Annotated in this window: 22 protein-coding genes; 6 read left to right on the top strand and 16 right to left on the bottom strand. The window is 67.7% G+C overall.

Annotated features, from left to right (window positions below; genetic code table 11):
- Positions 1–456: 456 nt before the first annotated feature.
- On the bottom strand, positions 457–2022 hold the full coding sequence (locus QNH85_RS02990; protein ID WP_282944513.1) for a methyl-accepting chemotaxis protein: 1566 nt from the start codon (positions 2020–2022) through the stop codon (positions 457–459).
- A gap of 275 nt (positions 2023–2297) precedes the next feature.
- Here QNH85_RS02990 and QNH85_RS02985 point away from each other — a divergent pair, with 275 nt between their 5' ends.
- Together QNH85_RS02985 and QNH85_RS02980 are read left to right on the top strand one after the other, a co-directional pair.
- The gene (locus QNH85_RS02985) at positions 2298–3245 is read left to right on the top strand and encodes an exonuclease domain-containing protein (RefSeq protein ID WP_282944511.1); all 948 of its coding nucleotides are present in this window, start codon (positions 2298–2300) and stop codon (positions 3243–3245) included.
- A gap of 833 nt (positions 3246–4078) precedes the next feature.
- Entirely contained in the window at positions 4079–5305 is a 1227-nt protein-coding gene (locus QNH85_RS02980; protein WP_282944509.1) for an ATP-binding protein, read from the top strand.
- Between the two features lie 251 nt (positions 5306–5556).
- Here the strand turns inward: QNH85_RS02980 and QNH85_RS02975 are convergent, their stop codons facing one another.
- From QNH85_RS02975 to QNH85_RS02935, 9 genes are all read right to left on the bottom strand, one after another.
- Entirely contained in the window at positions 5557–6741 is a 1185-nt protein-coding gene (locus tag QNH85_RS02975) for a helix-turn-helix domain-containing protein (protein ID WP_282944508.1), read from the bottom strand.
- A gap of 80 nt (positions 6742–6821) precedes the next feature.
- Positions 6822–7556, bottom strand: coding sequence for a hypothetical protein (locus QNH85_RS02970; protein WP_282944507.1), 735 nt, complete (start codon positions 7554–7556; stop codon positions 6822–6824).
- Positions 7557–7585: 29 nt separating this feature from the next.
- Complete coding sequence (locus tag QNH85_RS02965) at positions 7586–8323, bottom strand: hypothetical protein (RefSeq protein WP_282944506.1); 738 nt, start codon at positions 8321–8323, stop codon at positions 7586–7588.
- A gap of 782 nt (positions 8324–9105) precedes the next feature.
- A complete protein-coding gene (locus tag QNH85_RS02960; protein ID WP_282944504.1) occupies positions 9106–9642 on the bottom strand; it encodes a hypothetical protein in 537 nt (178 codons plus the stop codon).
- A 408-nt stretch (positions 9643–10050) separates the two neighbouring features.
- On the bottom strand, positions 10051–10407 hold the full coding sequence (locus tag QNH85_RS02955; protein WP_282944503.1) for a hypothetical protein: 357 nt from the start codon (positions 10405–10407) through the stop codon (positions 10051–10053).
- Complete coding sequence (locus QNH85_RS02950) at positions 10391–10765, bottom strand: hypothetical protein (RefSeq protein WP_282944501.1); 375 nt, start codon at positions 10763–10765, stop codon at positions 10391–10393. Before QNH85_RS02950 ends, QNH85_RS02955 begins: the two co-directional genes overlap by 17 nt.
- On the bottom strand, positions 10740–11456 hold the full coding sequence (locus QNH85_RS02945) for a hypothetical protein (protein WP_282944500.1): 717 nt from the start codon (positions 11454–11456) through the stop codon (positions 10740–10742). The genes QNH85_RS02950 and QNH85_RS02945 overlap by 26 nt, the downstream gene beginning before the upstream one ends.
- Positions 11453–11803 carry a hypothetical protein gene (locus tag QNH85_RS02940; RefSeq protein WP_282944498.1) on the bottom strand — a complete coding sequence of 117 codons (351 nt, stop codon included), beginning with the start codon at positions 11801–11803 and terminating at the stop codon, positions 11453–11455. The genes QNH85_RS02945 and QNH85_RS02940 overlap by 4 nt, the downstream gene beginning before the upstream one ends.
- 11 nt (positions 11804–11814) lie before the next feature.
- Positions 11815–12201, bottom strand: a complete 387-nt coding sequence (locus QNH85_RS02935) for a hypothetical protein (protein ID WP_282944496.1) — start codon at positions 12199–12201, stop codon at positions 11815–11817.
- Positions 12202–12833: 632 nt separating this feature from the next.
- On the opposite strand from QNH85_RS02935, the gene QNH85_RS02930 reads away from it, so the two are divergent.
- Both QNH85_RS02930 and QNH85_RS02925 read left to right on the top strand, forming a co-directional pair.
- On the top strand, positions 12834–14789 hold the full coding sequence (locus QNH85_RS02930) for a putative bifunctional diguanylate cyclase/phosphodiesterase (RefSeq protein WP_282944495.1): 1956 nt from the start codon (positions 12834–12836) through the stop codon (positions 14787–14789).
- 107 nt (positions 14790–14896) lie between these two features.
- On the top strand, positions 14897–15520 hold the full coding sequence (locus QNH85_RS02925) for a response regulator transcription factor (protein WP_282944949.1): 624 nt from the start codon (positions 14897–14899) through the stop codon (positions 15518–15520).
- A 37-nt stretch (positions 15521–15557) separates the two neighbouring features.
- Here the strand turns inward: QNH85_RS02925 and QNH85_RS02920 are convergent, their stop codons facing one another.
- The 3 genes from QNH85_RS02920 to QNH85_RS02910 all read right to left on the bottom strand — a co-directional run bounded on the left by QNH85_RS02920 (position 15558) and on the right by QNH85_RS02910 (position 17397).
- Positions 15558–16154, bottom strand: a complete 597-nt coding sequence (locus tag QNH85_RS02920) for a hypothetical protein (protein ID WP_282944494.1) — start codon at positions 16152–16154, stop codon at positions 15558–15560.
- Positions 16155–16335: 181 nt separating this feature from the next.
- Complete coding sequence (locus QNH85_RS02915) at positions 16336–16542, bottom strand: hypothetical protein (RefSeq protein ID WP_282944492.1); 207 nt, start codon at positions 16540–16542, stop codon at positions 16336–16338.
- 702 nt (positions 16543–17244) lie between these two features.
- Positions 17245–17397: a hypothetical protein gene (locus QNH85_RS02910; protein ID WP_282944490.1), complete on the bottom strand. Its 153-nt coding sequence runs from the start codon at positions 17395–17397 to the stop codon at positions 17245–17247.
- A gap of 61 nt (positions 17398–17458) precedes the next feature.
- Here QNH85_RS02910 and QNH85_RS02905 point away from each other — a divergent pair, with 61 nt between their 5' ends.
- Entirely contained in the window at positions 17459–18118 is a 660-nt protein-coding gene (locus tag QNH85_RS02905; protein ID WP_282944489.1) for a Type 1 glutamine amidotransferase-like domain-containing protein, read from the top strand.
- 440 nt (positions 18119–18558) lie between these two features.
- Here the strand turns inward: QNH85_RS02905 and QNH85_RS02900 are convergent, their stop codons facing one another.
- Both QNH85_RS02900 and QNH85_RS02895 read right to left on the bottom strand, forming a co-directional pair.
- A complete protein-coding gene (locus tag QNH85_RS02900) occupies positions 18559–18858 on the bottom strand; it encodes an ANTAR domain-containing protein (RefSeq protein ID WP_282944487.1) in 300 nt (99 codons plus the stop codon).
- A gap of 347 nt (positions 18859–19205) precedes the next feature.
- The gene (locus QNH85_RS02895) at positions 19206–19958 is read right to left on the bottom strand and encodes a YsnF/AvaK domain-containing protein (protein ID WP_282944486.1); all 753 of its coding nucleotides are present in this window, start codon (positions 19956–19958) and stop codon (positions 19206–19208) included.
- 271 nt (positions 19959–20229) lie between these two features.
- On the opposite strand from QNH85_RS02895, the gene QNH85_RS02890 reads away from it, so the two are divergent.
- Positions 20230–20499: a response regulator transcription factor gene (locus tag QNH85_RS02890; RefSeq protein ID WP_282944484.1), complete on the top strand. Its 270-nt coding sequence runs from the start codon at positions 20230–20232 to the stop codon at positions 20497–20499.
- Positions 20500–20838: 339 nt separating this feature from the next.
- Here the strand turns inward: QNH85_RS02890 and QNH85_RS02885 are convergent, their stop codons facing one another.
- Complete coding sequence (locus QNH85_RS02885; RefSeq protein ID WP_282944483.1) at positions 20839–21924, bottom strand: GGDEF domain-containing protein; 1086 nt, start codon at positions 21922–21924, stop codon at positions 20839–20841.
- Positions 21925–22017 lie beyond the last annotated feature (93 nt).

Below are 22017 nucleotides of genomic sequence, written 5' to 3'. Positions count from 1 at the left end.
GCTGGCCCGTCCGCTGCTGGTGGTAGTGCTCCTCCCGCGCCTAGGTTTCACGACCGACCCTGTCGTCGTGCGAGCGCACCGGCGCAGACATGTTGAGTTCACCGAAGCAGCGCTGGAAGCAGCGTTGTGGGCCATCGCTCTCCCCGTACGCCCTCGTGTGTCGCTCGACGTAGTCGCCTCGCCCTGGAAAGGCCGACGTCACGCCAACCGGTTCCGTGGTCTTCGAACTCCGCGGGAGACGTGCGGTCGGGTCCGGAAGGCGGTGCACAGCGCCGATGCGGTCCTTCTTGTGGGAGCCGTCGGCCGTGGCGAGCTACCGAACGGAGGAGGCCCTGTCCCGGCGGCGCTCCTGGGTTGAGCTAGCGGGCGAGCTGACGCACGTCCGCATCCGCCCGCGTGCGGTCGGCAGCTAGCGCGTGTGCGCTCCCCCGTGCTCCCGAAACCAGCCCGGACGACCTACACGTGGAACCGCCCGACGAGCGTCTTCAGGTCCGCAGACATCTGGGCCAGCGACGCGACCGCTTGCTGGGTCTCGGCCACGCCTTGTGTCGTGCTCACGGCGGCGTCCGCGACGCCCGCGATGTTCGCGGCGATGTCCCCGGAACCGGTGGCAGCGTCGGTGACGCTTCGGTTCATCTCCCCGGTGGTCGAGGTCTGCTCTTCGACGGCGCTGGAGATGGTCATCTGGAAGTCGTTGATCTGCGTGATGATCCGGCTGATTTCGTCGATGGCGTCGACCGCGCCGCTGGAGTCGCTCTGAATGGACTCCACTCGGCGTGCGATGTCCTCGGTGGCCTTGGCGGTCTCCTGCGCCAGTTCCTTGACCTCGCCGGCGACGACCGCGAAGCCCTTGCCGGCCTCGCCCGCCCGGGCGGCCTCGATCGTCGCGTTCAGCGCCAGCAGGTTGGTCTGCTCCGCGATGGACGTGATGAGCTTGACGACGTTGCCGATCTCCTTGGAGGAGTCCCCCAACCGCGACATGGTCGCGGTCGTCGCCTGGACCGACGTGACGGCCTTGTCGGCGACGTCGGCGGCACGGGACGCGTTCTGCGCGATCTCCTGGATCGAGGCGCCCATCTGCTCGGAGCCGGCCGCTACGGTCTGGACGTTGCGGGACACCTGCTCGGCAGCAGCCGCCACGACTCCGGCTTGTGCGGCCGTCTCCTCCGACGCGGCGGCGATCTGACTACTGCTGGCCGTCATCTGCTCCGCAGCCGATGCCAACGCGCCAGAGGACGCGTCGATCGTGGAGATCACTTCGTGTAGGTCTGCGACCGCCGCATCCAGGGCCTGACCCATACGCCCCACTTCGTCCCGCGACTCAAGATTGGAACGCACCGTCAAGTTGCCGCGCTCGATCGCTTCGGCGACCGCTCGGACCTTCGTCAGCCCCTGCACGATATGCCGGGCAACCACGATCCCAACACCCACGGCCACAGCGGTACCGACGACAAGCAGCAGGAGCACCTGGGTGCGGTTGCTGGTGTATCGGCTGCGAGCCGTCGCTGCGGCCTCCGACGCTGCGGCCTCTTCACCGTCGACCAGTGCCACGACGCTCTCGTTCATCGCGTCGATGAACGCCTGGCCCTCGCCGTCCCGCACCGCGATGTACGTCGAGGTGTCACCGCCATGACTGGCGGGAAGAAGCTTCGTGTCCCGGACCTTCGCATAGCCGTCCAACGCGGCCGCAAAGCTCTCGAGCGACGCGCGCTGGGTCGCGTCGAGCGGGAGCGCGGCATACGAAGCCACCGCATCTCGTGCCTCGGTCTCGCTCACAGCGATCTTCTCTTCGGCCTCGTCCTTCGCCGCCTCGTCAACGGCGATCATGTGGTTCGCGAGGTTGAACCGCATCTCGACGGTCGCCCGGCGAATCGTCGCCGCGTACTCCAGGCCCTTGAAGTTGTCGGTGTACATCGCGGTAGTCGCGGTGTTCGTTTCTGCCAGTGCGTTGATGCCGAGGATGCCCACGAACGCGCCAACCGCGGACGACACGAGAACAGCCGACACGATGCGGGTGCTCACCCCTCGGTCTCTGATCCACGACATCGGTGAGCGACGTGCTGGTCGTGCGGAGCTCATCTGAGGGCCTTTCTGACGTTGCGTGGGCAGGCCCTTTCCCTGCCCCGCCGTGCCCATCGCCGCCGATGCGTGCGTTTCAATGGGTCCTACGTCCCGCGGAGTGCGGTCGCCCCACGAGGCCCCACTCCACGCCTGGCGCACGGTTGTGGCGCCCGTCGCCCGATACATCAGCCGATTGGCGCACGCGAGACTGGGTCGATGGCTGCCAGCGTGCTCCCATGGGACTCAATTTCACGGCGATCGACTTCGAGACCGCGAACAGCTACCGCTCGTCGGCGTGCTCGGTCGCCATGGTCAAGGTTCGCGACAGCGCCGTCATCGACACGTTCACCCGGCTCATTCAGCCCGCGCAAGGCGTCGACTCGTTCACGAACACCTGGGTGCATGGCATCGGCCCCGACGAGGTACTCGGCGCACCGATGTGGCGGGACGTCCTGCCGGAGGTCGTCGAGTTCGCCGGCACGGACGTGCTAGTGGCGCACAACGCCTCGTTCGACAGCTCGGTCTTCATGCGGTCGACGGAGGCGTTCGGGTACTCCGTCAGCGGTCTGGAATTCGTATGCACGTTGCGGCTGGCGCGCACAATGCTCGCTCTCGGCTCGTATTCGCTGCCTTTCGTCGTCGACGAGCTCGGGCTTCCCCCGTTCACGCACCATGACGCGGCCGCGGACGCGCGGGCCGCGGCTCTCGTGGCGGTCGCCCTCGCAGAGCGCGCGGGCGTCCACGACCTGCTGTCACTGGCGTCCCTCGTCGCTGTAAACGCCCGTTCCCGAGGGGCGTCCGGTGCTGCGATTGCGTCTGCCGCTGACTGGCAGGCGGTCGCCGCGGACGGGTCCCTCAGCGCGGAGTCGGTGTGCTTCACAGGCAATCTGCGGACGATGCCGCGGGCGACCGCACATCGGCTCGTCGAGTCACTGGGTGGGATGGCTCAGGACTCGGTGACGAAGGCGACGACCATTCTGGTCTCGGGAGACCTCGACCCGCGCGTGTTCGCACCGGGGGCGACGATGACCGGCAAGCTGACGAAGGCATTCGCTTCGGCAGCGAAGGGCCGCCCGATCCGGGTCATGACCGAGGCCGAGTTCCTCGAGCTTGTTGACATCACCCCCGACGAGGTTGCTTCCGTCAAGAGCAACGCCGTGTCCGCGCTCGCACAGAGCCGGTGACGCTGGCGGCCAGCTCAGCGGCGAACGACATCGATCGAGCGGCACGTGGCCGGTTTCGCCGGACGTCGCCGAACTGGATGTCACCGGTAGGACGCCGGGCTCGCCTAGCCGCTCTGGTCCGCCTTGGGCGTCTTGGCGCTCGGGCCTGCGTCCGTTCTCCGACGGTTCGTCCTGCGCGCAGAGGCAGCGTCCGTAACCATCCCTGAGGTCCTGACCGCTGTCGAGTTCGCGCCGGCGCTCTTAGTGATGATGGCCTCGCTACGGACCCTTCGATTGTTCGCCGGCACAGTGCTGAGCGTCTCGGGCACCCTTCTCACACTCGACCCCGGGATCGGTCAAGGACGCTACCGGCAGGACGTGTTGAAGGCGATCGAGCAGAACCGACAGTCAGGCACCGCGCTCTGCCAGCGCGTCTACTTACGTCGCCGTCGTTTCTCTGCTCGACGGCTCTTGCATGCATCACCGTGGCGTTGAGACGCAGTCGTGGCCGCGCCCGCGTCAGGCACTGAACCGCGAGGCGGGCTCAAGGCACGGCGCGCCAGCGAGCGATCTCGAGAAGCCCGGGAGGGGCCACGGGAGTTCTCCCGCCTGTGCGCCCACCCTTCATCACTCCGCCAGGCTCGGTCAACGGGGTCCTGACCGGCACCTTCACCACTCCCAAGGTGGTGTCGTGCACCTAGACGATCTTATCGCCTGGCTGTAAGTTCCGGTAAGAGCGTTACAGAGGGGTGGACCTACGCCGTCCTGCACGGCGAGGTGTACCCATCTGACGACGTCTTATGGAGATTCCATAAGGGCCTGTAAGACCGACTAACTCGTGTACGCTCGCGAACGTGGACCCGCGCAACAACCCGTACACGCCCGGAGCGGGCACGACGCCGCCCGCTCTCGAAGGGCGTGCCGAGCAGCTCGAGCGATTCGAGATCCTGCTGGACCGACTCGCGGCAGGTCGCCAAGAACGCTCCCAGCTCGTCACTGGGCTGCGAGGCGTCGGCAAGACCGTCCTCCTCAATCGCTTCGAAGCGATCGCCAAGGACCGCGCCTGGGTGACCCTCGAGCACGAGGTCGACACCAGGACGAGCCTCGCCCCGCTGATGGGTCGCCTGTGTCGGCGCGCCTTGTACACCATCGACCGCCCCGCTCGCTGGGGTGAGCGCGCTCGACGGGCCGCGCAGGTCCTCAAGGCGTTCACGCTCACGTTCGACCCCGACGGCAACGTCACGCTCGGGTCATCGGACCTGGAGCCCGCGGAAGGCTACGGCGACTCCGGGGCCCTCGCAGAAGACCTCACTGACGTGATTGTCACCCTCGGCGAGGCTGCAAGAGAGCGCCGCACAGGTGTGGTGTTCCTTCTCGATGAGGTCCAGTACCTCACGAAGCCCGACTTCGAAGCGGTAATCCTCGCGCTCCACAAGGCTCAACAGAAGAACCTGCCGGTCACGATGGTCGGAGCAGGACTGCCTCAAATGCCGAAACTCGCCGGTGAAGCGAAGTCCTACGCGGAGCGACTGTTCAACTTCCCGAGGATCGGTGCGCTGGACCGGGACGCTGCGAGCGAGGCGCTGATCCGGCCCGCCAGCGAGCTCAGCGTGGAGTTTACATCCGGCGCCGAAGAACTCGCGTGGGAGTTCACCGAAGGCTACCCCTACTTTATCCAGGAGGTGGGGCGCGCCGCATGGGACGAAGCCGAGGGCGATTCGGTAATCTCAGCCGACGACATGACTCGAGCACTGCCGCTCGTCGAAGCGCAACTCGATGAGAGCTTTTTCCGTGTACGCGTCGAACGGACAACAGAACTCGAACTCGCGTACCTGAGAGCCATGGCGGAACTGGGACCTGGGCCTCAGCGGTCAGGAGAAGTTGCAACGACGCTCGGATACGAGAAGTCCGAGGAACTTGGTCCCACGCGGTCGAACCTGATCGCGAAGGGCCTGATCTACACCCCGTCCCACGGCGTGGCCGAGTTCACCGTTCCCCAGTTCGACAAGTACCTGAGGCGCCGGATGCCGCTTGAGAAGCGGAGCCCAAAGCGCCGGACACCGGCGAAGCGCCGAGCGTGACTGCCTAGGCGCGCGCAATAGCAACGGGATGGCGTAGGTGGCGTAGAACGCGGCGGCGCGGCCAAGAAGCGCAGCGCCGCACGAAGCAGGACACTGGTATCGCTTGAGAGCCTAGCCACGCCCAAGCCGCTCGAGCGGCGTTCGTCCACCGACACCGGCGTCGACACCCGGTTCGTCACCTCAGGAGCCGCGTGCATGTTCGTCGGCGGTACCGCCCGCTCGGATTCGTCAGGCGTGCATGGGCGCCAAGCTCACGCCCTCAGAATGGCGTCGCTCACCCAGCCGGCTTCCGACAGCTGACGCTGCAGGGCACTGGCGTCCTCGGTGCGGAACACGCGTGCCAGGTCGTACACGCTCACTCGTCCACGGGCGTACGCGCTCAGCGCCCCACTGAGATAGATGGGCGGCGGAAGCACCTCACCCGTTGCGCTGCCCTCGTTCGGATCCTGCCATTCCCCGACGAGGTCCACCGCACGCCCGCGCGACATGCGAGCCAAACTCGGGCGAACTACGTCGCTGAGAAGGTCGCAAACTCGGTTGCGGGCTGCCTCCCAGCTGATGCCGAAGGTCCGGGCGACGTCCACCGCAAGCCCCGCGTCGGCCTCTAGGCCGGTGTGCTCGCGCTCGCCTGCCATGCGCCGTACGGCTCGTTCGGGCGCCAACAGCTCGGCCGCGAAGCAGCTGCACCGCAGTTCCATCCACCGCTGGTTACCGACTGGCGCCTCGGCGGACTCAAACCGCATCAGTCCGTCGTCGGTGTCGCCAAACAAGTAGTGGCCGAGCTCGTGCGCCATCGTAAACCGCTGCGCTGCAGGCGGCTGACCAGTGGTGTTCACGAGCGTGAACCCTCGCACCGGCGCGTCTTTGGACTCATCGCATTCCGCGTCACCGACGCGGACCAGAAGGCCACGGATGTGGGCCGGCAACGGCTCAAGAGCGACCGACAGCCCGAAGTCCCTTTCGCACAGCAGCTGGACGTCCTCGATCGGCTCATCACCCAGGTCAAGTGAGTCGCGCACGGAGCGGGCGAGCGCGTAGCCCTTGTCCTTCTCAAGACCGGAGCGCGGCACGGACCACCATCGACGCACCTGGTGCGAGGGCGTGATGTCCGCCCAGCGTGCGCTGAGGTCCAGGAGCTCGGCCGCCCGGGACGTCGCCATCGAGTGCTCGACCGGCAGGTCCTTGTTCAGCAGGCGCGCAGCAGCGACAGAGACGACCGGCTCAGCGCGCTTCACGCCGAGCAGCTCGTCGACGCTGAGAGCAAGGGCGCGGCACAGAGCACCGATCTCCGCAGTCGAGAGCTTCTTCCGCTCACCGGTCTCGATCCGGTGCACCTGCAACTTGTGCAGGCCCGTTCGATAGGCCAGGTCCTGCTGCGTCCAGCCGCGTTCCTCACGGGAGCGGCGGACGACGTCACCGACGTGGTGCTCGCTCATCCTCACCTTCCACCGTTTCGGATTCTGAAATCCTATCGTACCGGTGGAGCGTGACCTTGAGGTGTGGCGACCGAGGAACTTCAGCGAGTCGTCATGCGCCAGGAGGCGTCCGCGGGGAACGGACCCGCGATGCCCGAGACCTTGTCCATCTGGTTGATCAGGTCCCAGGCGCTGCGCGGGTCGATCTCCCCGGACTGGACGAGGACCTCCATGATCTGCGCGGCGTTCAGCCAGGCGACGCCGCACTCGCTGGCAGCACGCTGAGCTCCCCCGTCGTTTGTCAGGACGATCGCAACAGGACGCTGCGACCGCGCCCACACGATCGATGCGGCCTCACCGGCGTGGTGTCCGTCATTGCCCTCGGCGTCAGCCGAGCCGCTGTCGCTGTACTTGCGCACGAGCTCCTGCACCTCGAGGACCTCGTCGATGAAGTCCCCGGAGAGCTCGCGCACCGTCATCGTGCCATCGGTGATCTCCTTGCGGAGCCGTCGGCAAGCCTGCCGGACCTCGGCGTGGATGTGCGCATGCCCGGCCGCGAGCACCTTGTCCGCGTTCCGGTTGATCTCGAAGACGACGTCCCGAAGCACCAGCAGGTCACGGGGCGCGATGTACGCCGAGAGTAGGTCGAACCGGTCGACCGACTTGAACGCGATCCCGACTCCGGTGTCGACGCAGTTGTCGCGCCCGAACGGCGCGACACCGGTGAGCGTCGGGGCGCGCTTCGCGCGACGCGCCTCGATCTCCGCGGGCGTAGGGACGCGCGGGAGCCCCTTCACCGGCTCGTAGGCCGGCTTTCGAGACGGCGGCTCCGCCACGGTGCCCCCTCCTGGTCGTTGATCGCGGGTTAGGCGTCAGCTTCGGTGTTCGCCTGCGGGTGCTCGTTGGCGTAGTCATCGAGAAGATCGACCACTTGGTAGAAGAACGCGCGTTCTTCGCCCCGCAGCGTGAGTGGATCGACGCTCACGGTGAGCGTCATCGTGCCGCCGGTCGCGAGGGTGACGGTCTTCTCCGAGCGGCTCGACATCGCGACCGGGCCGATCGCCTCTACCACGACGGGGACCTTCGGGCGCTTGCGCGTCGGGGATCGGCGTGCGCGCGGTGCGCCGGACGAACCGGGGCCCCCGCGCGTCTGCGGGAAGTGGCTGCTCAGTTCGACACCGGCGGTGCGAGCCGCGTGGAGGAAGAACGCGATCGCCTTCCGCATCGTGTCTGAGGAGGTGATCTGGAACTCGTCGCGGAACACGTCACGGAGCTGGGCCTCGGTACCGCTGACCTCCGAGACCTTCAGTGGCTCGGAGTAGAAGCGCCGGACCAGGTCAGCCAGGGCAAGCCTGCGCAGTTCGATGTCGGACTCGGTGAGCAGGGCCAGATCCCGCGTGACGGCTCCCCGCTCGTCGGTCAGCCCGAACGCCTTCAAGGCTCCGACGAGGTTCGCCTGGTCGGTGCCCGACTTCGAGCTCATCAGGGAGCGATCGATCTGCGGCGGCAGCGGCTTCTCGGAGAGGTCCCCCAGGAAGTTCCAGAACGTCTGAAACGGCATATAGGGCGGCTTGAACGTGGTGCTCGGGTCGGACTCGCTCACGAGTGCCTCCAACGGCCTGCGTCCGGATCCAGCTTCGTCGACCTGAACAGCATGCCACAGTGTCTTGCCATAGTGGTATCTCCGATGGAGTTCGTGTCAGGCACGAACTGGCAACGACGGAGTTCACGGTCGGCACGAACCAGACCCCTGACGGTGATCACACTGAGGCCCCGATACAGGCCGCCGCCCGCCTTGCGGATGGCCGGGAGCTCTGGTGCGCGAGCCTCTACACCTGCGCGACGGTCCGAACTGCCGCGGTGACGCTGCATTTCGGGGCGGGTCTCCCGGGGAGCGCGCGCAGGCGCGACGCCCAAGCGCCGCAGCGGCTGCCTCCCGTTCGGCGTGACGGTGCATCGCCGAGGGGCTCCCGCAAGACCAGCGTCTGCCGGTACGAACGCGACCGCCTGCCGCAAGGCGCGCCATGCGCGTCGAATCAGATTCCGCCTGACGGCAGCGAGTCGTACGCCCATACTGCCCAGCGGTGGCCGTACGTGCCCGAGGACGGGTGCGTCGGCTGTCGACTGCTATCCACAGAGGCGCGGTCGCGCTACCAACGCGAGCGGAAGCGCGGACTACGAGTCGTGCTGGGATCCTGACCGTCCCACGAGCGGCATGGTTCAAGCGCTGAACGCCGTGGGGGCCTCGGCGATCCGCCCCGTGCGCACATCCACTCGGCGAACCGCGAACTCGGCTAGAGCTGCGCCGGCCGCGGGACGCCGTTCTGTGCCCCGTCGCTTCGTGCATGTCCACGGCCTGCGTCGGTGACTTCCGTCCGGACACGCTCAGATGATCGACTGCTCACCGAGGGCCTTGCTCGACGTCGAGCGGGTGGCAACCTTCTTAGATCGCAGAACGGAACGCGGCCGCAGCCACATGACCTCGATGGCCGGCTTCCAGTCGTCGGGCTTCCCGTCCGCGAGCTTCTTCAGGTGCGGGAGCCCGACGACCCACGTCACGCAGTGGCCCGGCTCGATGACCACGGGCAGTCGGGCGTTGTCGCCATAGTCAGGATCGGCGGTCATCTCCGGAGGCATCCGGGTTGTGCCCGGTAGCGGAACCTGCTGACCCGCGGGGTTGTCGATCACCACGGCGGTGATCGTCACGGCTGAGCCTCCGACGTTCACAACCGAAACGGACAGCCCTCGCGACCGCCACTCTCCGGCCTGTCTTTGATGGGCGACGACCGCCTCGATGTGGACGCGGGGACGCCGGCGAAGGGGTTCGATCACCGCCACGGCGACTGCGAGTAGGAACCCGAGCACGCCAAGCAGGTCGGGGACGCTCAAAGCCAAGTCAGGAAGGTCAAGGTTCACGTCCACGAACTCAGCGTCTCAGACCGTCACGCCGCCCCGAAGCCGGGGCCAACCCTCGCAGCCCTGCGCGCCTGCGCCGCCTGTGTCGGCACGGTGGAGGGTGCGCTGCTGAGCTTGGACTGTGCTGCAGCACCTCCGCGGCTGCGGAGCCGCCGCTGATGCTGTGGCAGGTCGGCTGCGCCCAGGGATGCTCGGGGTACTCGTAGCGTTCCTCGCCGGCGGCATCCAGTGAGTTGCCCGGTACCCGCGAACCCAGGGGTTGAGCCACCATGGGGTGTCCGTTGCACCGATGGGCAGGCCGGCCAAACGCCTGGCACCTGAGTCCTTGGTCGGGGCACTGAAGCAGCTAGGGCCGGTGATCGTGCTCATCCGGTCGCCACGAGGACAGAGATCCGCCAGATCACCGTCGCGGCGTCACGCATCGTCGGGGATATCTAGGGAACGCACCTCGACCACCGGGGTCGTGCGTCGGACGGTGGCGTGAGCGCGGGGGTCGAGCGGCTCCAGGGCGAGGTACATGTCCTCGCCAACGACGATTCCGTCGGTCATGGTGGAGCCGTCCAGGTGCAACACGCCGCCCAGCCGCAGGGCATGGTCGTCGCGGCGCAGCGCCCCGAGCGGGAACCCCGCCGTGCTTGGGTCAGTGGTCTTGGTCAGCCGGCTTACGGTGACGTCGTGGAGGTCGCGCGAGTCGATCAGGTGTCGCGCGCCCGAGCTGGTGGTGACGACCCATCGCCTGGGGATGCGCATCGGGTCAATCGGCGTCGGCATCGTCGTCGGCTTCGTAGTCGGTTGCCGCGCTCGGGTGGACGGTGGGGTGCATCGGGGGTCGCAGGCCGCAGAGGACGTCTTGGGCGAACCCGGCGGAGTCGAACTGCCCGGTGCGCCAGTGCGCCCAGCAGGAGGCGGCCGCCGACACGTACCGTTCGTGCTGGGTCGCCCACCAGTTCCACGCCACGATCACCGCGACCCTCGCGTCAGCATCGGTGAGGACCACGGGCCTCCAGACCGTCAGGTCGCGCGCTATCAACGCGTACTGGGTCAGGACTCGGTCGGCGGGCAGGACGTGCTCGTCGGACTCCCACCCCAGGATGCGGGTGGGGTCAGGGTTCAGGCTCATCGCGGTCACCCTCCTCGGTGTCGTCATCGGGTGCGGTGTCGGGTCGGTGGAGGACCGTGATGATGTCGGTGGCGTACCCGGCGACGTCGAACACCCCGGTTCGCCACGCGGTCCAAAACGCGACGGAGGCGGCAGCGAGCTTCTCGCGCAGTGCGACGTACGAGGACCACGTCGTCAGGACCGCGACCCGCACCCCCTGGTCGACCAGCACAACTCGTGCACCGCGTGCGATCTCGTCCAGCAGGTCGGGCATCCGGTCGCCGGCCTGGTCGACGGGGACCTGGATCTCCTGCGCGCCCACCGGCTCCCCGTCGTCCGGCTCGTACGGCTCCGGATCGTCGCTGACGTCGTCTTCGGCGATGTCAGGTCGCGGGTGCCGGTCGAGGTACTCGCGGGCCGCGGCATCGACTGCTACGTCCAGGCCACGGGCCAGGACCTCGAGGCCGACTTCCCGGCCGAGGTCCACTGCCCCAACGAGGAATCGCGCGTCCCCGGTGAGCGTGACCGCCACCGGCGCACCCGGGTCCTGCTCGATCGTCCGCGGTGGCTGCATCAAGCCGATCTCGAACATCCTGTCGATCTGAGCCTGGTAGACCTCGTTCAAGTCCTCGCCGGCGGCTCGAAACTGGATGACCGCGCCAGCGGCGAGCTCGACCCGGGTCGGCAGGGCCCACAGCCACGGACGGCGGGCGCCGGTCACGGCCGGTCGTCCTGCGGGAAGGCCGGCAGCCCGGCGAGCTCCTCGGCTTCGACGTAGTCGATCGACGTCACAAGTCGCTGGACCCAGAACCCGTAATCGGCCCCACCGGGGTCCCAGTCGAACAGGTACTGGTGGCGGTCGCCCACCCTGATGACACCGAAGTCCCCGCGGAACAGTGACGTGACCTGGATCAGCGGTACCCACCGGTTATCACCGGGTCCCGGCGACGAGTGCGGTCCGGTGCACCTCAGCAGCAGGGAGCTGTCCGCATCGACGTAGTACACGGTCCGGCTCGTCGAGCGCGCGGCCCACACTCCCGTCGCGTCGGTGAGGACGAGCTCGTCCACGTGCGGGCACATCACGAGACGCTCCGCGACCGGAGCGGGGGGACGTGCACATCCCACGGTTCAGGGGTGGGGTCACCGTGCAACACTGCGCGGGCCTCGATCTCGGGCGTCTTGCCCGTGGAGTACTCGAGCATCGCCCGGACGGCATCCTCGTACCCCTGCCGCCATCCGCGACGGAACTCCAGTCGCGCCCGTTCGGCGGTGGTGGCGGCGACGATGACGACCGCGAGGAGGCTCAGCGTCACACCGATGGGTTCACCCGTCAGTACCGCGCTGAGCGCACCAGCAAGCGCTGCGGCGATCACGACCACGGTAGGCGTCCACCACCACGCCTGGGCGCGGGCGTCGCGCAGACGGCTACGTCGGGCGTGTCGCGTGGTGTCCATGAGATGCGCCACCCGTGGTAGGGGATCGCTGACTTCGCCGATCAATAGACGATGAGACTCACAGTACGCTCACAGCGGACGAAGTCAACACGGTTCGGTAGCCGCTACGGCTCGGTCCGACGCGTTCTCGCACCGCCAGCGTCAAGGCGCACACGCGGCGTGCATCGCTCAGGTGACGCGCCTCATAGTCATCTCAGGTAGCCTCATGAAGGCTCACACTGCTGCTCGTGCGTGGCGCCACGACAGGGACAGCGCCGGTGTCCTCGGTGGCGTTGGGACCGCGTGACGGGAGGCCGCGCGCGTTTGCACTCGGACCGCACCGTTCTCACCCGCTGAGGAACTTGAGCACACCGGGCTCGCGCCGATGAGAGGGATCGTGATCTCTCCCCCGGGCGTCCGGGCGCGTCCCGCTGCGGTGACGCTCGCGGTAGCACTCGTTCTCGCGGGCCTGGCTACGACGCTTCCTCCCGCGCGCGACGCCGTGTCCATCGTGACATCTGTGACCGCGGCGGCGCTCGTCCTCCTTGCGGTCAAGTGGCATCGCCCCCAGAAGCAAGACCTGGCTCGCTGTGGCGCTGATGTTGGCACTGTGGGCGGGCGGCAACGTCGCACAGCATCACGGCCTATGGGGCCAAGCAGCGTGCGTGATCCTGGTGAGTGCCGGGCAAGCCGTCGCAGTGGCCATCGTGATCGCCCTCATCCGTTCGGGTTCACGCTCGTCGGTACGAGACCGAGAAGCATGGCTGGACTTCGTGATCATCGGCACCGTCCTGGTGATCTTGGCCGCACAGCTCGTCGCTGCTGCGGGGGCCGAACGGCGCACGCTATCCGCGTTGATCATTCCGTCGGTCGACGTCGCGGTTCTCGGGATGTTGCTGCGGTGGATGTTGACGCGCCGCGGCCTTCCAAGCAGCGCCTACCTCCTCCTCGCCGCGACCGGTCTCACGCTGGTCTATGACCTCTTGGCGGCGGTGGACGGGCGGCGGCTAGCCGCGGCGGGTGACCCGGCCCAGGCGCTAGGAACGCTGGCAACGATGTTGTTCGCCGTCGCGGCTCTTGAACCGTCCATGGTCGCAGCGTTCGACCCGCGCACCTATGTACACCGGCGTCCCGCTTCCGTGTCGCTTCTCGGCATGATGCCGTTGGTCGGTGCCCCGGTCGTCCTGTGGTGGATCGCTTCAAGCAACGGCTCGCCCGGTCTTCCGACTTGGGTGCTGCTCGCTTCGGGTTCGACGGTCGCGGGGCTGTGCCTGCTCCGGGCTGTGCGCGCGCTGCACGGCAGCGAGTACCTCGCCGACCATGACCCCTTGACCGGGCTAGCGAACCGACGCGCGCTGGCACGGATGTACGGGACCACCACGTGCGAACGCGACTGCAGTTTGCTCCTGGTGGACATCGACGAGTTCAAGCAGATCAACGACACCCACGGTCACCGTGTCGGTGACGAGCTACTTCTCGCGATCCGCGACCGGCTTTCTCAACCACGAGGAGGCGTCCGCTTAGTCGCGCGCATGGGCGGCGACGAGTTCGTCGTCCTCGCGGACTCGGAACACGCCGACAACCTCGCTTCCGAGATCGTCCGGGCCGTACGTGAACCTGTGGTCATCGAAGGTCTTGAACTGCAGGTGAGCGCGAGCATCGGCATCACCGACGCGCCCGTGGGCAGTGACCTCGATGAGGGACTGACGCGCGCCGACGTCGCCATGTACGCAGCGAAAGCTCAAGGCCGGGACACCACAGCACGCTTCCACCCGTACATGCGCGCCCAGGTCGCACATCGCTTCACCCTCACCTCACAGCTACGAGCCCTGCTCGGGGTGGACGCCCAAGACGTCGGCCACCTCGTCCTGCACTACCAACCCGTCGTGAATCTGCGAACCGGGGAGGTTGTGTCCGCGGAGGCGCTCGTGCGCTGGAGCCATCCCGAGCTCGGACTTCTCGCGCCGGCCAAGTTCCTCAACATCGTTCACGACAACGGGCTGGACCGGCATCTCGACGCCGCGGTACTACGGCACGTCGTCGACCAGCTCGAGTCTTGGCAACACCGTGGCGTTGACCTCGTCCCCGTCAGCGTCAACCTGACCAGCGCCAGCCTGGCCGACCCAGAGCTCGCGCCCACCATCCTGAGCTTGCTGCACGATGCCGACATCGACCCGGGTCACCTTCGTCTGGAGATCACCGAACACGAAGAGCTTCCAAGCGACGGTCCCGCCGCATCAACGCTCGCGGCGCTGCACGAAGCGGGCATCGACCTGCTGTTGGACGACTACGGCGTCGGGTACACCTCGTTGGACTACCTTCACCGGTTCCCCATCCAGGTCCTAAAGCTGGATCGATCCGTCACCAGCAACGAGGACACCCCGCGTGCTCTCATCGCAGGCATCACCGCATTGGCTCGCACCCTGAACCTCATCGTGTTGGCCGAGGGGATCGAAACGCTCGAGCAGCGGGACATGATGGTCGCGCAAGGCGTCAGCTACGGACAGGGCTACCTGTTCGCCAGACCTCTTCCGCCCCATGACTTCGCTGGCTTGCTGCGCACCAGGGACCGCGTCATGCCGCTCGTCGAGTCGCCGGCTGCGCTCACCGAGAACGCGTAGCCGGGCCGGCACTTTCCCGAACAGCCGTTCCGGCGCGCCCTGTCTACGATGCGAACGTGCCGACGAACGACGTACCCGAGCCGGAACGCGCCAGCGACATCGCAGTCATGATCATCGACGACCACGAGGTCGTCCGCCGGGGCATCGTCGAGGTCGTCGAGCGCGCCGACGGCATGCGCGTCGTCGCCGAAGCGGGATCGGTCACCGATGGGTTTCGTCGCTCCGGACTCGTCCACCCCGATGTGCTGCTCGTCGACCTGCAGCTTCCCGACGGCACTGGCATCGACCTGATCAAGCAGCTCAAGACGAGCCTGCCCGATGCGCGGTGCATCATCCTGACGTCGTTCGACGACGATGACGCCCTCGCCGCAGCTCTGGAGGCCGGCGCCGCCGCGTACCTACTCAAGAACGTCCGCGGTGCGGAGATCGCCGACGTCATCCGGGCCGTCGCAGCCGGGCGAACGCTGCTGGATGAAAGGACCATCACCCGTCGGCGCGCGGCGCACGAGGACCCGACGGAAGGGCTGACCCCGAGCGAGGCGAAAGTGCTCGACCTCATCGCCGACGGCCTGTCCAACCGGGAGATCGGGGACCATCTCGGCATCGCCGAGAAGACGGTCAAGAACCACATCACTTCGATCCTCGGCAAGATGGGCCTGCAGCGGCGTACCCAGGTTGCCGCCTGGGTGGCCGCTCGCCGTGCGAGCGGTTGGCGAGCGTCCACCTCGTAACGCTCAACACGCGGCTCCGATGCAGTGTCTCGAACCCTCAGTCTCGCTCGATGATCACGTCCAGACCGGTGTCCGGGTGATAGCGCCACGACGCAGTGAGCCCGTCCCAGGAGTCGGTCTGCCTGCCGTCAAGCGCCGTCGTGGTGTCCATCAACGTCACCGTCGCAGTAGGAGTTTCAAGCGCACCAAGGACGCACGCGACATCCGCGGCGTCGAGCAGTCCGCTGGCCGGAGTCTCGCCGGCCATGTCCAGCGTCAGCGTTCGACCACCGTCGCTGACCGAGCCGGCCGAGCACGCGTCACGCGCGTCCTGAAGACGGGTGTCTCGGAAGATCGCGTTTCCTGCTTCGACAACTGCGACGACAACGACCACCGCGGCGAAGATCGCCAACGCGAGCTTCCAGCCCCGTAGCTTCGGGCGTGCACGCACGGCTGCGACCGTGGCGGCAGTCCCTGGTACGGGATGCCACTGACCGGTTTCCTGGTCGTACCGCTGCGTGCCGTCGGGGCTCACAATCACGGGCTGCACCTCGTCGCCGTGGGCGGGATTCGCCGGCTGCGTCGCCGGCCGCTCCTGTGGCGAAGACCCGGACGCGTTCGGTTCCGGCCTGTCAGGGTCGCCAGGGAAGATCATGCCCAGTCCTCGTGCGCTCTCGTCGATACAAGAGCAGGTCTGCCCTCTTCACCAGCATCGACAGGTGCAGGCACTGACATGAGCATCACTGGAGCCCTCACCCGATCTGCCTAGCCATGCCACGGCGAGCCGAAGCTGCCGCGGAAAGTCGAAGTGGCCCGCAGCCGCCACACGCGGCCGGTCAGCGGCTTCGCCAGTAGCGCACACCCTCGGCGGCACCCAGCCACGCCGCCACGCCCATGGCAACCACCCCAGCACCGAGCGCCGCCTTGCTGTCGTACGCCACCCCAACGACGAGGACCGTGACTCCAAGGAGTTCCAGCACCACGAACGCGAGCATGCCAGCGCCGAACTCACGCCGTCCGCGCCTCTCGTTGAGGGTGGCCACCTCGGCAGCGTCGCACACGCAGGGACGTGACGCCAGGTCCGGCCGTGCGTTGCGCTGCGGTCACTCTGATCAGCAAGTCCTGCCGTGTGGTGCGCTCTAGAGGTGGTCCTTCCCCGGCGCCCACCACAGCTGTAGCTCCCTGTGGCTTCGGACCGTGTATGACCCAAAGGCGAGACAGTCCAGGACGTGAAGGGCCCTCGGTGACAACCTCACGGTCACCGAGGGCTCTTCGGTCGGACCGCTGCGTCACCCGCTCACGGCCTCATTCGAATGGTGGCGGGGGGACCATCGCGCTACCTCCTCCCGGGCAGCAGCGCGTGAGTAGGCTGACCCCGAACGCGCCCACGTTCACTCGGAGCCCGTCACCCAGCTCGTCTGGTTGACGGGCTTCGTGCTGTCCTGATGCAAGGCTGACACGGGCAACTAACATCGCGGTAGTTCACCGTCCACATGGCCTGTGGAAGACGCTGTGGAAGGCTGTGGACGCACGCCTCTTCGCGCACACAGGATGGCTTGGCTGTGGACAGGGTTGTCCACACGCGGGTCTTCGAGCCTCTCAGCAGGCCCTGCCCTGTCGGCCGCTGTGGAGAGACGAAGTTAGGCCCCGTTTCACGCCTCGGACACCCGTCCCTGCGGACTTTGGGCATCGGAAAACGCCCGCGGAGAGGAACGGCACCTTGCCATGGCTTCCCGCGCGCCGCATCACAGCGCGCGCCTCAACAGCGCCGGACGGGTCCGCTGGACGGTCCGGACGAAGACCTCGAACCGGGTGGTCAGCCAGCGCGCGCTGCGGCAGGGGGGAGCCACGGCACGCAGCTCCTCGACGAGGGCGTACAGGCGGTCCGTCCGGTTCACCGCGCGATCATGCCCGCTCCGCGCCACGTCCTGCCCTCGACGTCTGGCTACGCTCGGGCTCGTGAAGCTGCTGCTGACGTCCTCGGGCCTGGCCGACCAGCTCTCGTGCGACGCCCTCGCCGCGCTGTCGGGGCGCCCGCTCGTGGACCAGCGGGTCGCCGTGGTCCCCACGGCGGCGAACGTGGTCGAGGGCGACAAGGGCTGGCTGCTCGCGAACTACGTCGACGTGCAGCGGGCCGGGTTCGCGGCGCTCGACATCGTCGACGTGTCCGCGCTGGAACCGGCGGTGTGGCGTCCACGGCTGTGGTCCGCGGACGTGCTCGTCGTGACGGGCGGGGACACCACGCACCTGCTGCGGTGGCTCCGGCGCAGCGGCCTGGCCGATGACCTCCCCGCCCTCCTGCGGGACCGGGTGTACGTCGGCATCAGCGCGGGCAGCATGGTGACGGGCCCACACGTGCGCCTGTCGCAGTCGATCCAGGTGGAGCCCGACGACAGCCGCGGCCTCGGCCTGGTCGACTTCCTCATCGTGCCGCACCTCGACTCGCCCTGGTTCCCGGCCCCGGCCGACGGTGCCGTGCGGGCGGCCGTCGCCGGGCTCGCGCAGCGGACGTTCGCGCTCGCCGACGGTGCAGCGGTCGTGGTCAGCGGCGCCGACGTGCGCGTCGTGGGGACGGGACGCCACCTCGACCTGATGGGCGGGCGGGTCGGCGGGCGCTAGCCGGGCGACGCACACCCGCTAGCGGCCGACTCGCTCGGCGATCAGCTGCTCCGTGATCGCCTGCGGGTGCCGGCGCGTCCCGGGTCGTTCGCGGGCTGAGCAGGCTTGGCCTTCCTGCGACCGGGCGCGTACGAACCGGCAGGTAGCGGCGCCGTAGCGCGCCTCGGTCGGGAGGTTGAGATCAGCCCCGACCCAGAGCGCGGATCTGCGACGCGCAGCCCCCTCGAGGTCGCCTCCAGCGCGCCGGTAAACCACAGCTGCCGTCCCCAGAAGGCGCGGAAAGGGCCGGCTCGACCGTCCGGACAGGAACCCCGAACCGCGTGCCAGCCAGCGCGCGCTCCGGTGACGCGGAACCACCCTCCTCGATGAGGCCGTATACGAGGTCTGCCCGGTTCGCCGCGCAATCGTGCCCGCCACGCCGGACTGGCTTGGGGATGGGCTCAGCTCGCTCGCGGCGAGAACCGCGGGGGGTCAACCACGCGCCCTCCTACCCGCTCGATAATCTCCCCTGCCAACTCGTCGGCCTTCTTGTTGCGCCGCTGAGACGCCGAACGCAGCATCGCCAAGGCGGTATCCGAATCGCACCCGATCTCCGCCATGAAGATGCCCAGGGCCTGCCCGATGATGCACCACGACCGGGCCGCTGCTTCCAGGTCGCTCAACTGCTGCCGCAGCGCCGCGTTCTCAGCAGCGAGCGCCGCGAGTTGCGACTCGATGTCGCGGGATCCCGTGTCGTTCACCTACGTACCCCGTCTATCGGCCCCGCGTCGAGTCACCGATCCGTCGTCCCACTCGATCACAGCCTCGGACCATCGGCTGGTCCTGTGGGGCCAACGAGTGTCGCTTGCTTCCGCCGGCCCCGGTGACCGTCGAGCGACGGGCAGAGCCGTCGGGAACCAGTCCTCGATTCACCGTCGTTGCTCCTCGGGTCGGTGCCCCCGCGTCGACCACGAGGCCCCGGTGCCGCAACGCCGTCGACCGCCGGTCACGGAGTCGTGAATCAAGACGCGCCAGCCGCGAGCGAGCAGATCGGCGCGGCCCCCGTGCCGGGAGGAGGACGAGGGCCGCGCCGTCGCGGCGGAACCGATCACTTCCGACCGGCGCCGCCGTCTGTGCCCTCGGTGTCTACCTCCTCGTGGCGGACCTCCTCGGTGACCTGAGTCTGGTCGGTGACGGTGTCCTTGGCGAGCCGGACACGCTCGACCGGAACGGTCTCCTTCGCGACGACCGGCCGCTCCTCGGTCAACACGACCTCATGCTCAGACTCGGTCAGGTCTGGCCCAGCGAGGGCGTCGTCCCGATTGGCGTCGGTGATGGGCTCGCGCTCCAGGCGAACCTCCTCGCGGGTGACCGGCACAGTGACCGTTTCCTGCTCGGTGACGATGTACTTCCGCAGCCGCGCACGTCCCGCCTCGCGCCGCTCCGTGCCCACGTGCAGACGCTCCTCGGACACCGTCATAGCGTCGTCGCCCGTGTCCACGTCCGCACCGGCGTCGTTCGTCGTTCCGGCCGTGGTGGTGTCGACGCCGGACGACAGGCCGTAGTGCCGGTACAGCTCTCCTTCTTCCTGCTCCGACAGGTGGCCATCCGCGTCCACGCGAGGAGCGTCCTTGACCTGCGCCTTGGTGTAGGCCACTCGCAACGTCTTGCCGTCGGCAGTCGCGCCCTGAAGCGGCACGAACGACTCTGAGGTGCCGAACAGGCCGGTGTTCACGGTGACCCAGTCCGGTTCACCCGTCACGTCGTCCAGGTACACCTGGCCGGCCTTGCCGATCTTGTCGCCGTTGCTGTCGACGACCGTCCCGCCGCTGATCGTCTGGATCTGTTCCTGAGTCAGCATCGCGTGCTCCGCTCCGCGGACGGTCGTCGATGACCCGATGCTTGGGCGCGTGATCGCCGTCCTGCATACCCATTGAAAGTGTGCCTTGTACATACTGCAACCCGATCGAGCGCCTGAGTGACCACCCCGTCGCTAGCGGGACGCGGCCTCGGCGCGCGAGCACCTCGTCCGCGACGTCATGACGCATGCCTTATGCATACAAGGGTGCAGCCGATGAGGTGCACGACGCCTCATCCTCGGGCGCGTACGGCTCATGACGATGGAGACCCCGATGACGACCCTCGAAGCGGAGTGCACCACCCGCGTCGGCGCCACGAGCGAGCCGCTGAGCGCACGCGAGAAGGTCGTTCTGACTGAGCTCGGCGTCCACGCGACCCTCGAAGAAGTCGCACGTTGCCTGTTCGTCACGAGGAACACCGTCAAGACACAGGTCCGCGCGATCTACCGCAAGCTCGGTGTCTCCACCCGCGCCGAGCTGCGCGCCTGGATGGAAGCCCACCCTTGGTTCGAGAACACCGCTTCTCACCATGTGCACCGGTGAAACGTCGCCCCTTGACGGTGGGCTGCTGATGCGTGGTGCAGGCAACCGTGCAGGGCCGAACGTCGATCGGAGCGTCTCGTAGCTCCCGCGGGCGGGGCGAGACCGTCAATCCTCTCCGCGGCTGACCGCGCTTGCCCGCCCTCACGGGACGGGGCGTAGCAGCGACCGTACGAGCACACCGTGCGCTCGTTGCCACGAGCCGGCGGCAGGGGACCTGTCGCCGGCTCGGGGAATCGAAGCGTACGGCGGCCTCGCGCTCGGCGCTCGTCAGCGAACGTCGCCGTGACGATCGGCTCCTCGGGCACGCGATCACCGGTCGCGGGGTTGAGGCCACGCACGTCACTCGGGTGAGCGTCGCCGGGCGGTGTCCGTGGTTCCCTCCGGGGCGACGTAGAACCTGTCGCGACCGGCCTGCTTCGCGCGGTACAACGCTATGTCGGCGGCCGCCAACGCACTCCCCGGGGGTGTGTGCTCCGTAATGGAAGCGACGCCCGCGGAAAACGTCACTCCGGTGCGTTCTTCGGTCCACTCCGTTCTCAGAGCTCGCAGCATAGTCATCGCTTGCGACGAGTCCGTGCGCGGCAGGATCAGCACAAACTCTTCCCCTCCGTACCGCGCGGCGTAGTCACGACGCCGCAGCTGCTGTTCGAGAAGATGAGCGAAGCGCTCAAGTACGACATCGCCAGCGGCATGGCCTTCGGTATCGTTCACGCACTTGAAGTGGTCCAGGTCGGTGATTACCAGGCAGTCCCCGGCGCCCGTTCGAGCGAGCCGCTCATCCAGGCCACGCCGGTTGCCCAACGACGTGAGCGGGTCGGTTCGAGCGTCATAGCGAAGGCGACGTTGCAGGTCGCGCTGATACGTCATGGTCAGCGCGAGGATCTGCGCGATCGAGTACCAGGTGATTCCGTAGATGGACAGGCGAACCGCTGCGTTGCTGTCCAGCATCGGGAACATGGCGATGTAGGCAGCCCATGCTGCGGGGAGGACGACAAGAGCCGCTCGCCCGGTGTGGAACAGGCCGATGTACACGAAACACAGCGGGATCAGCCCCACGAACGCGACGGTGATGCCGCGGGTGGTGAGGCCAAGAGTCGCGAGCGCGCCTAGGGCGAGGACGGGGAAGACCAACGTCGCGGCGGGCGCCCGGTGCCACGGGATCTTGAAGCTCGCGACGACGAGGAAGAGCATCACCAGCGACGTGCCGCCTAGTGCGCGCACCTCGTGAGCGTCGGCGTCAAGGACGAGGGAGCCGACGACTGCGACGGTGCCGCAGAAGCCAAGAAGGAGACGTCCGACCGTCGCGGCGTTTCCGCCCGCCCGGATCCATGCCGGGACGCGTGTCGTCAGGCGCACCACAGCCGGCGGGACGCTCAGGTCATCACCCCGCGAGGGCAACCGGTCGCGATCGGAAACAAGGGTCACGTCGTAACCATCGGCTAGAGAGGTCAGTGGCGAAACCTCAAACCCGCCGTCTGTCCGAGAGTTCGCCCACACCGGCGCTCAGCTCGCCGTACG

Origin of the sequence: Cellulomonas endometrii (assembly GCF_949769265.1) — a bacterium.
Classification (GTDB): domain Bacteria; phylum Actinomycetota; class Actinomycetes; order Actinomycetales; family Cellulomonadaceae; genus Cellulomonas; species Cellulomonas endometrii.
Note: the sequence above shows the minus strand (reverse complement) of the source record. Positions and strands in the feature narration are given on the sequence as shown.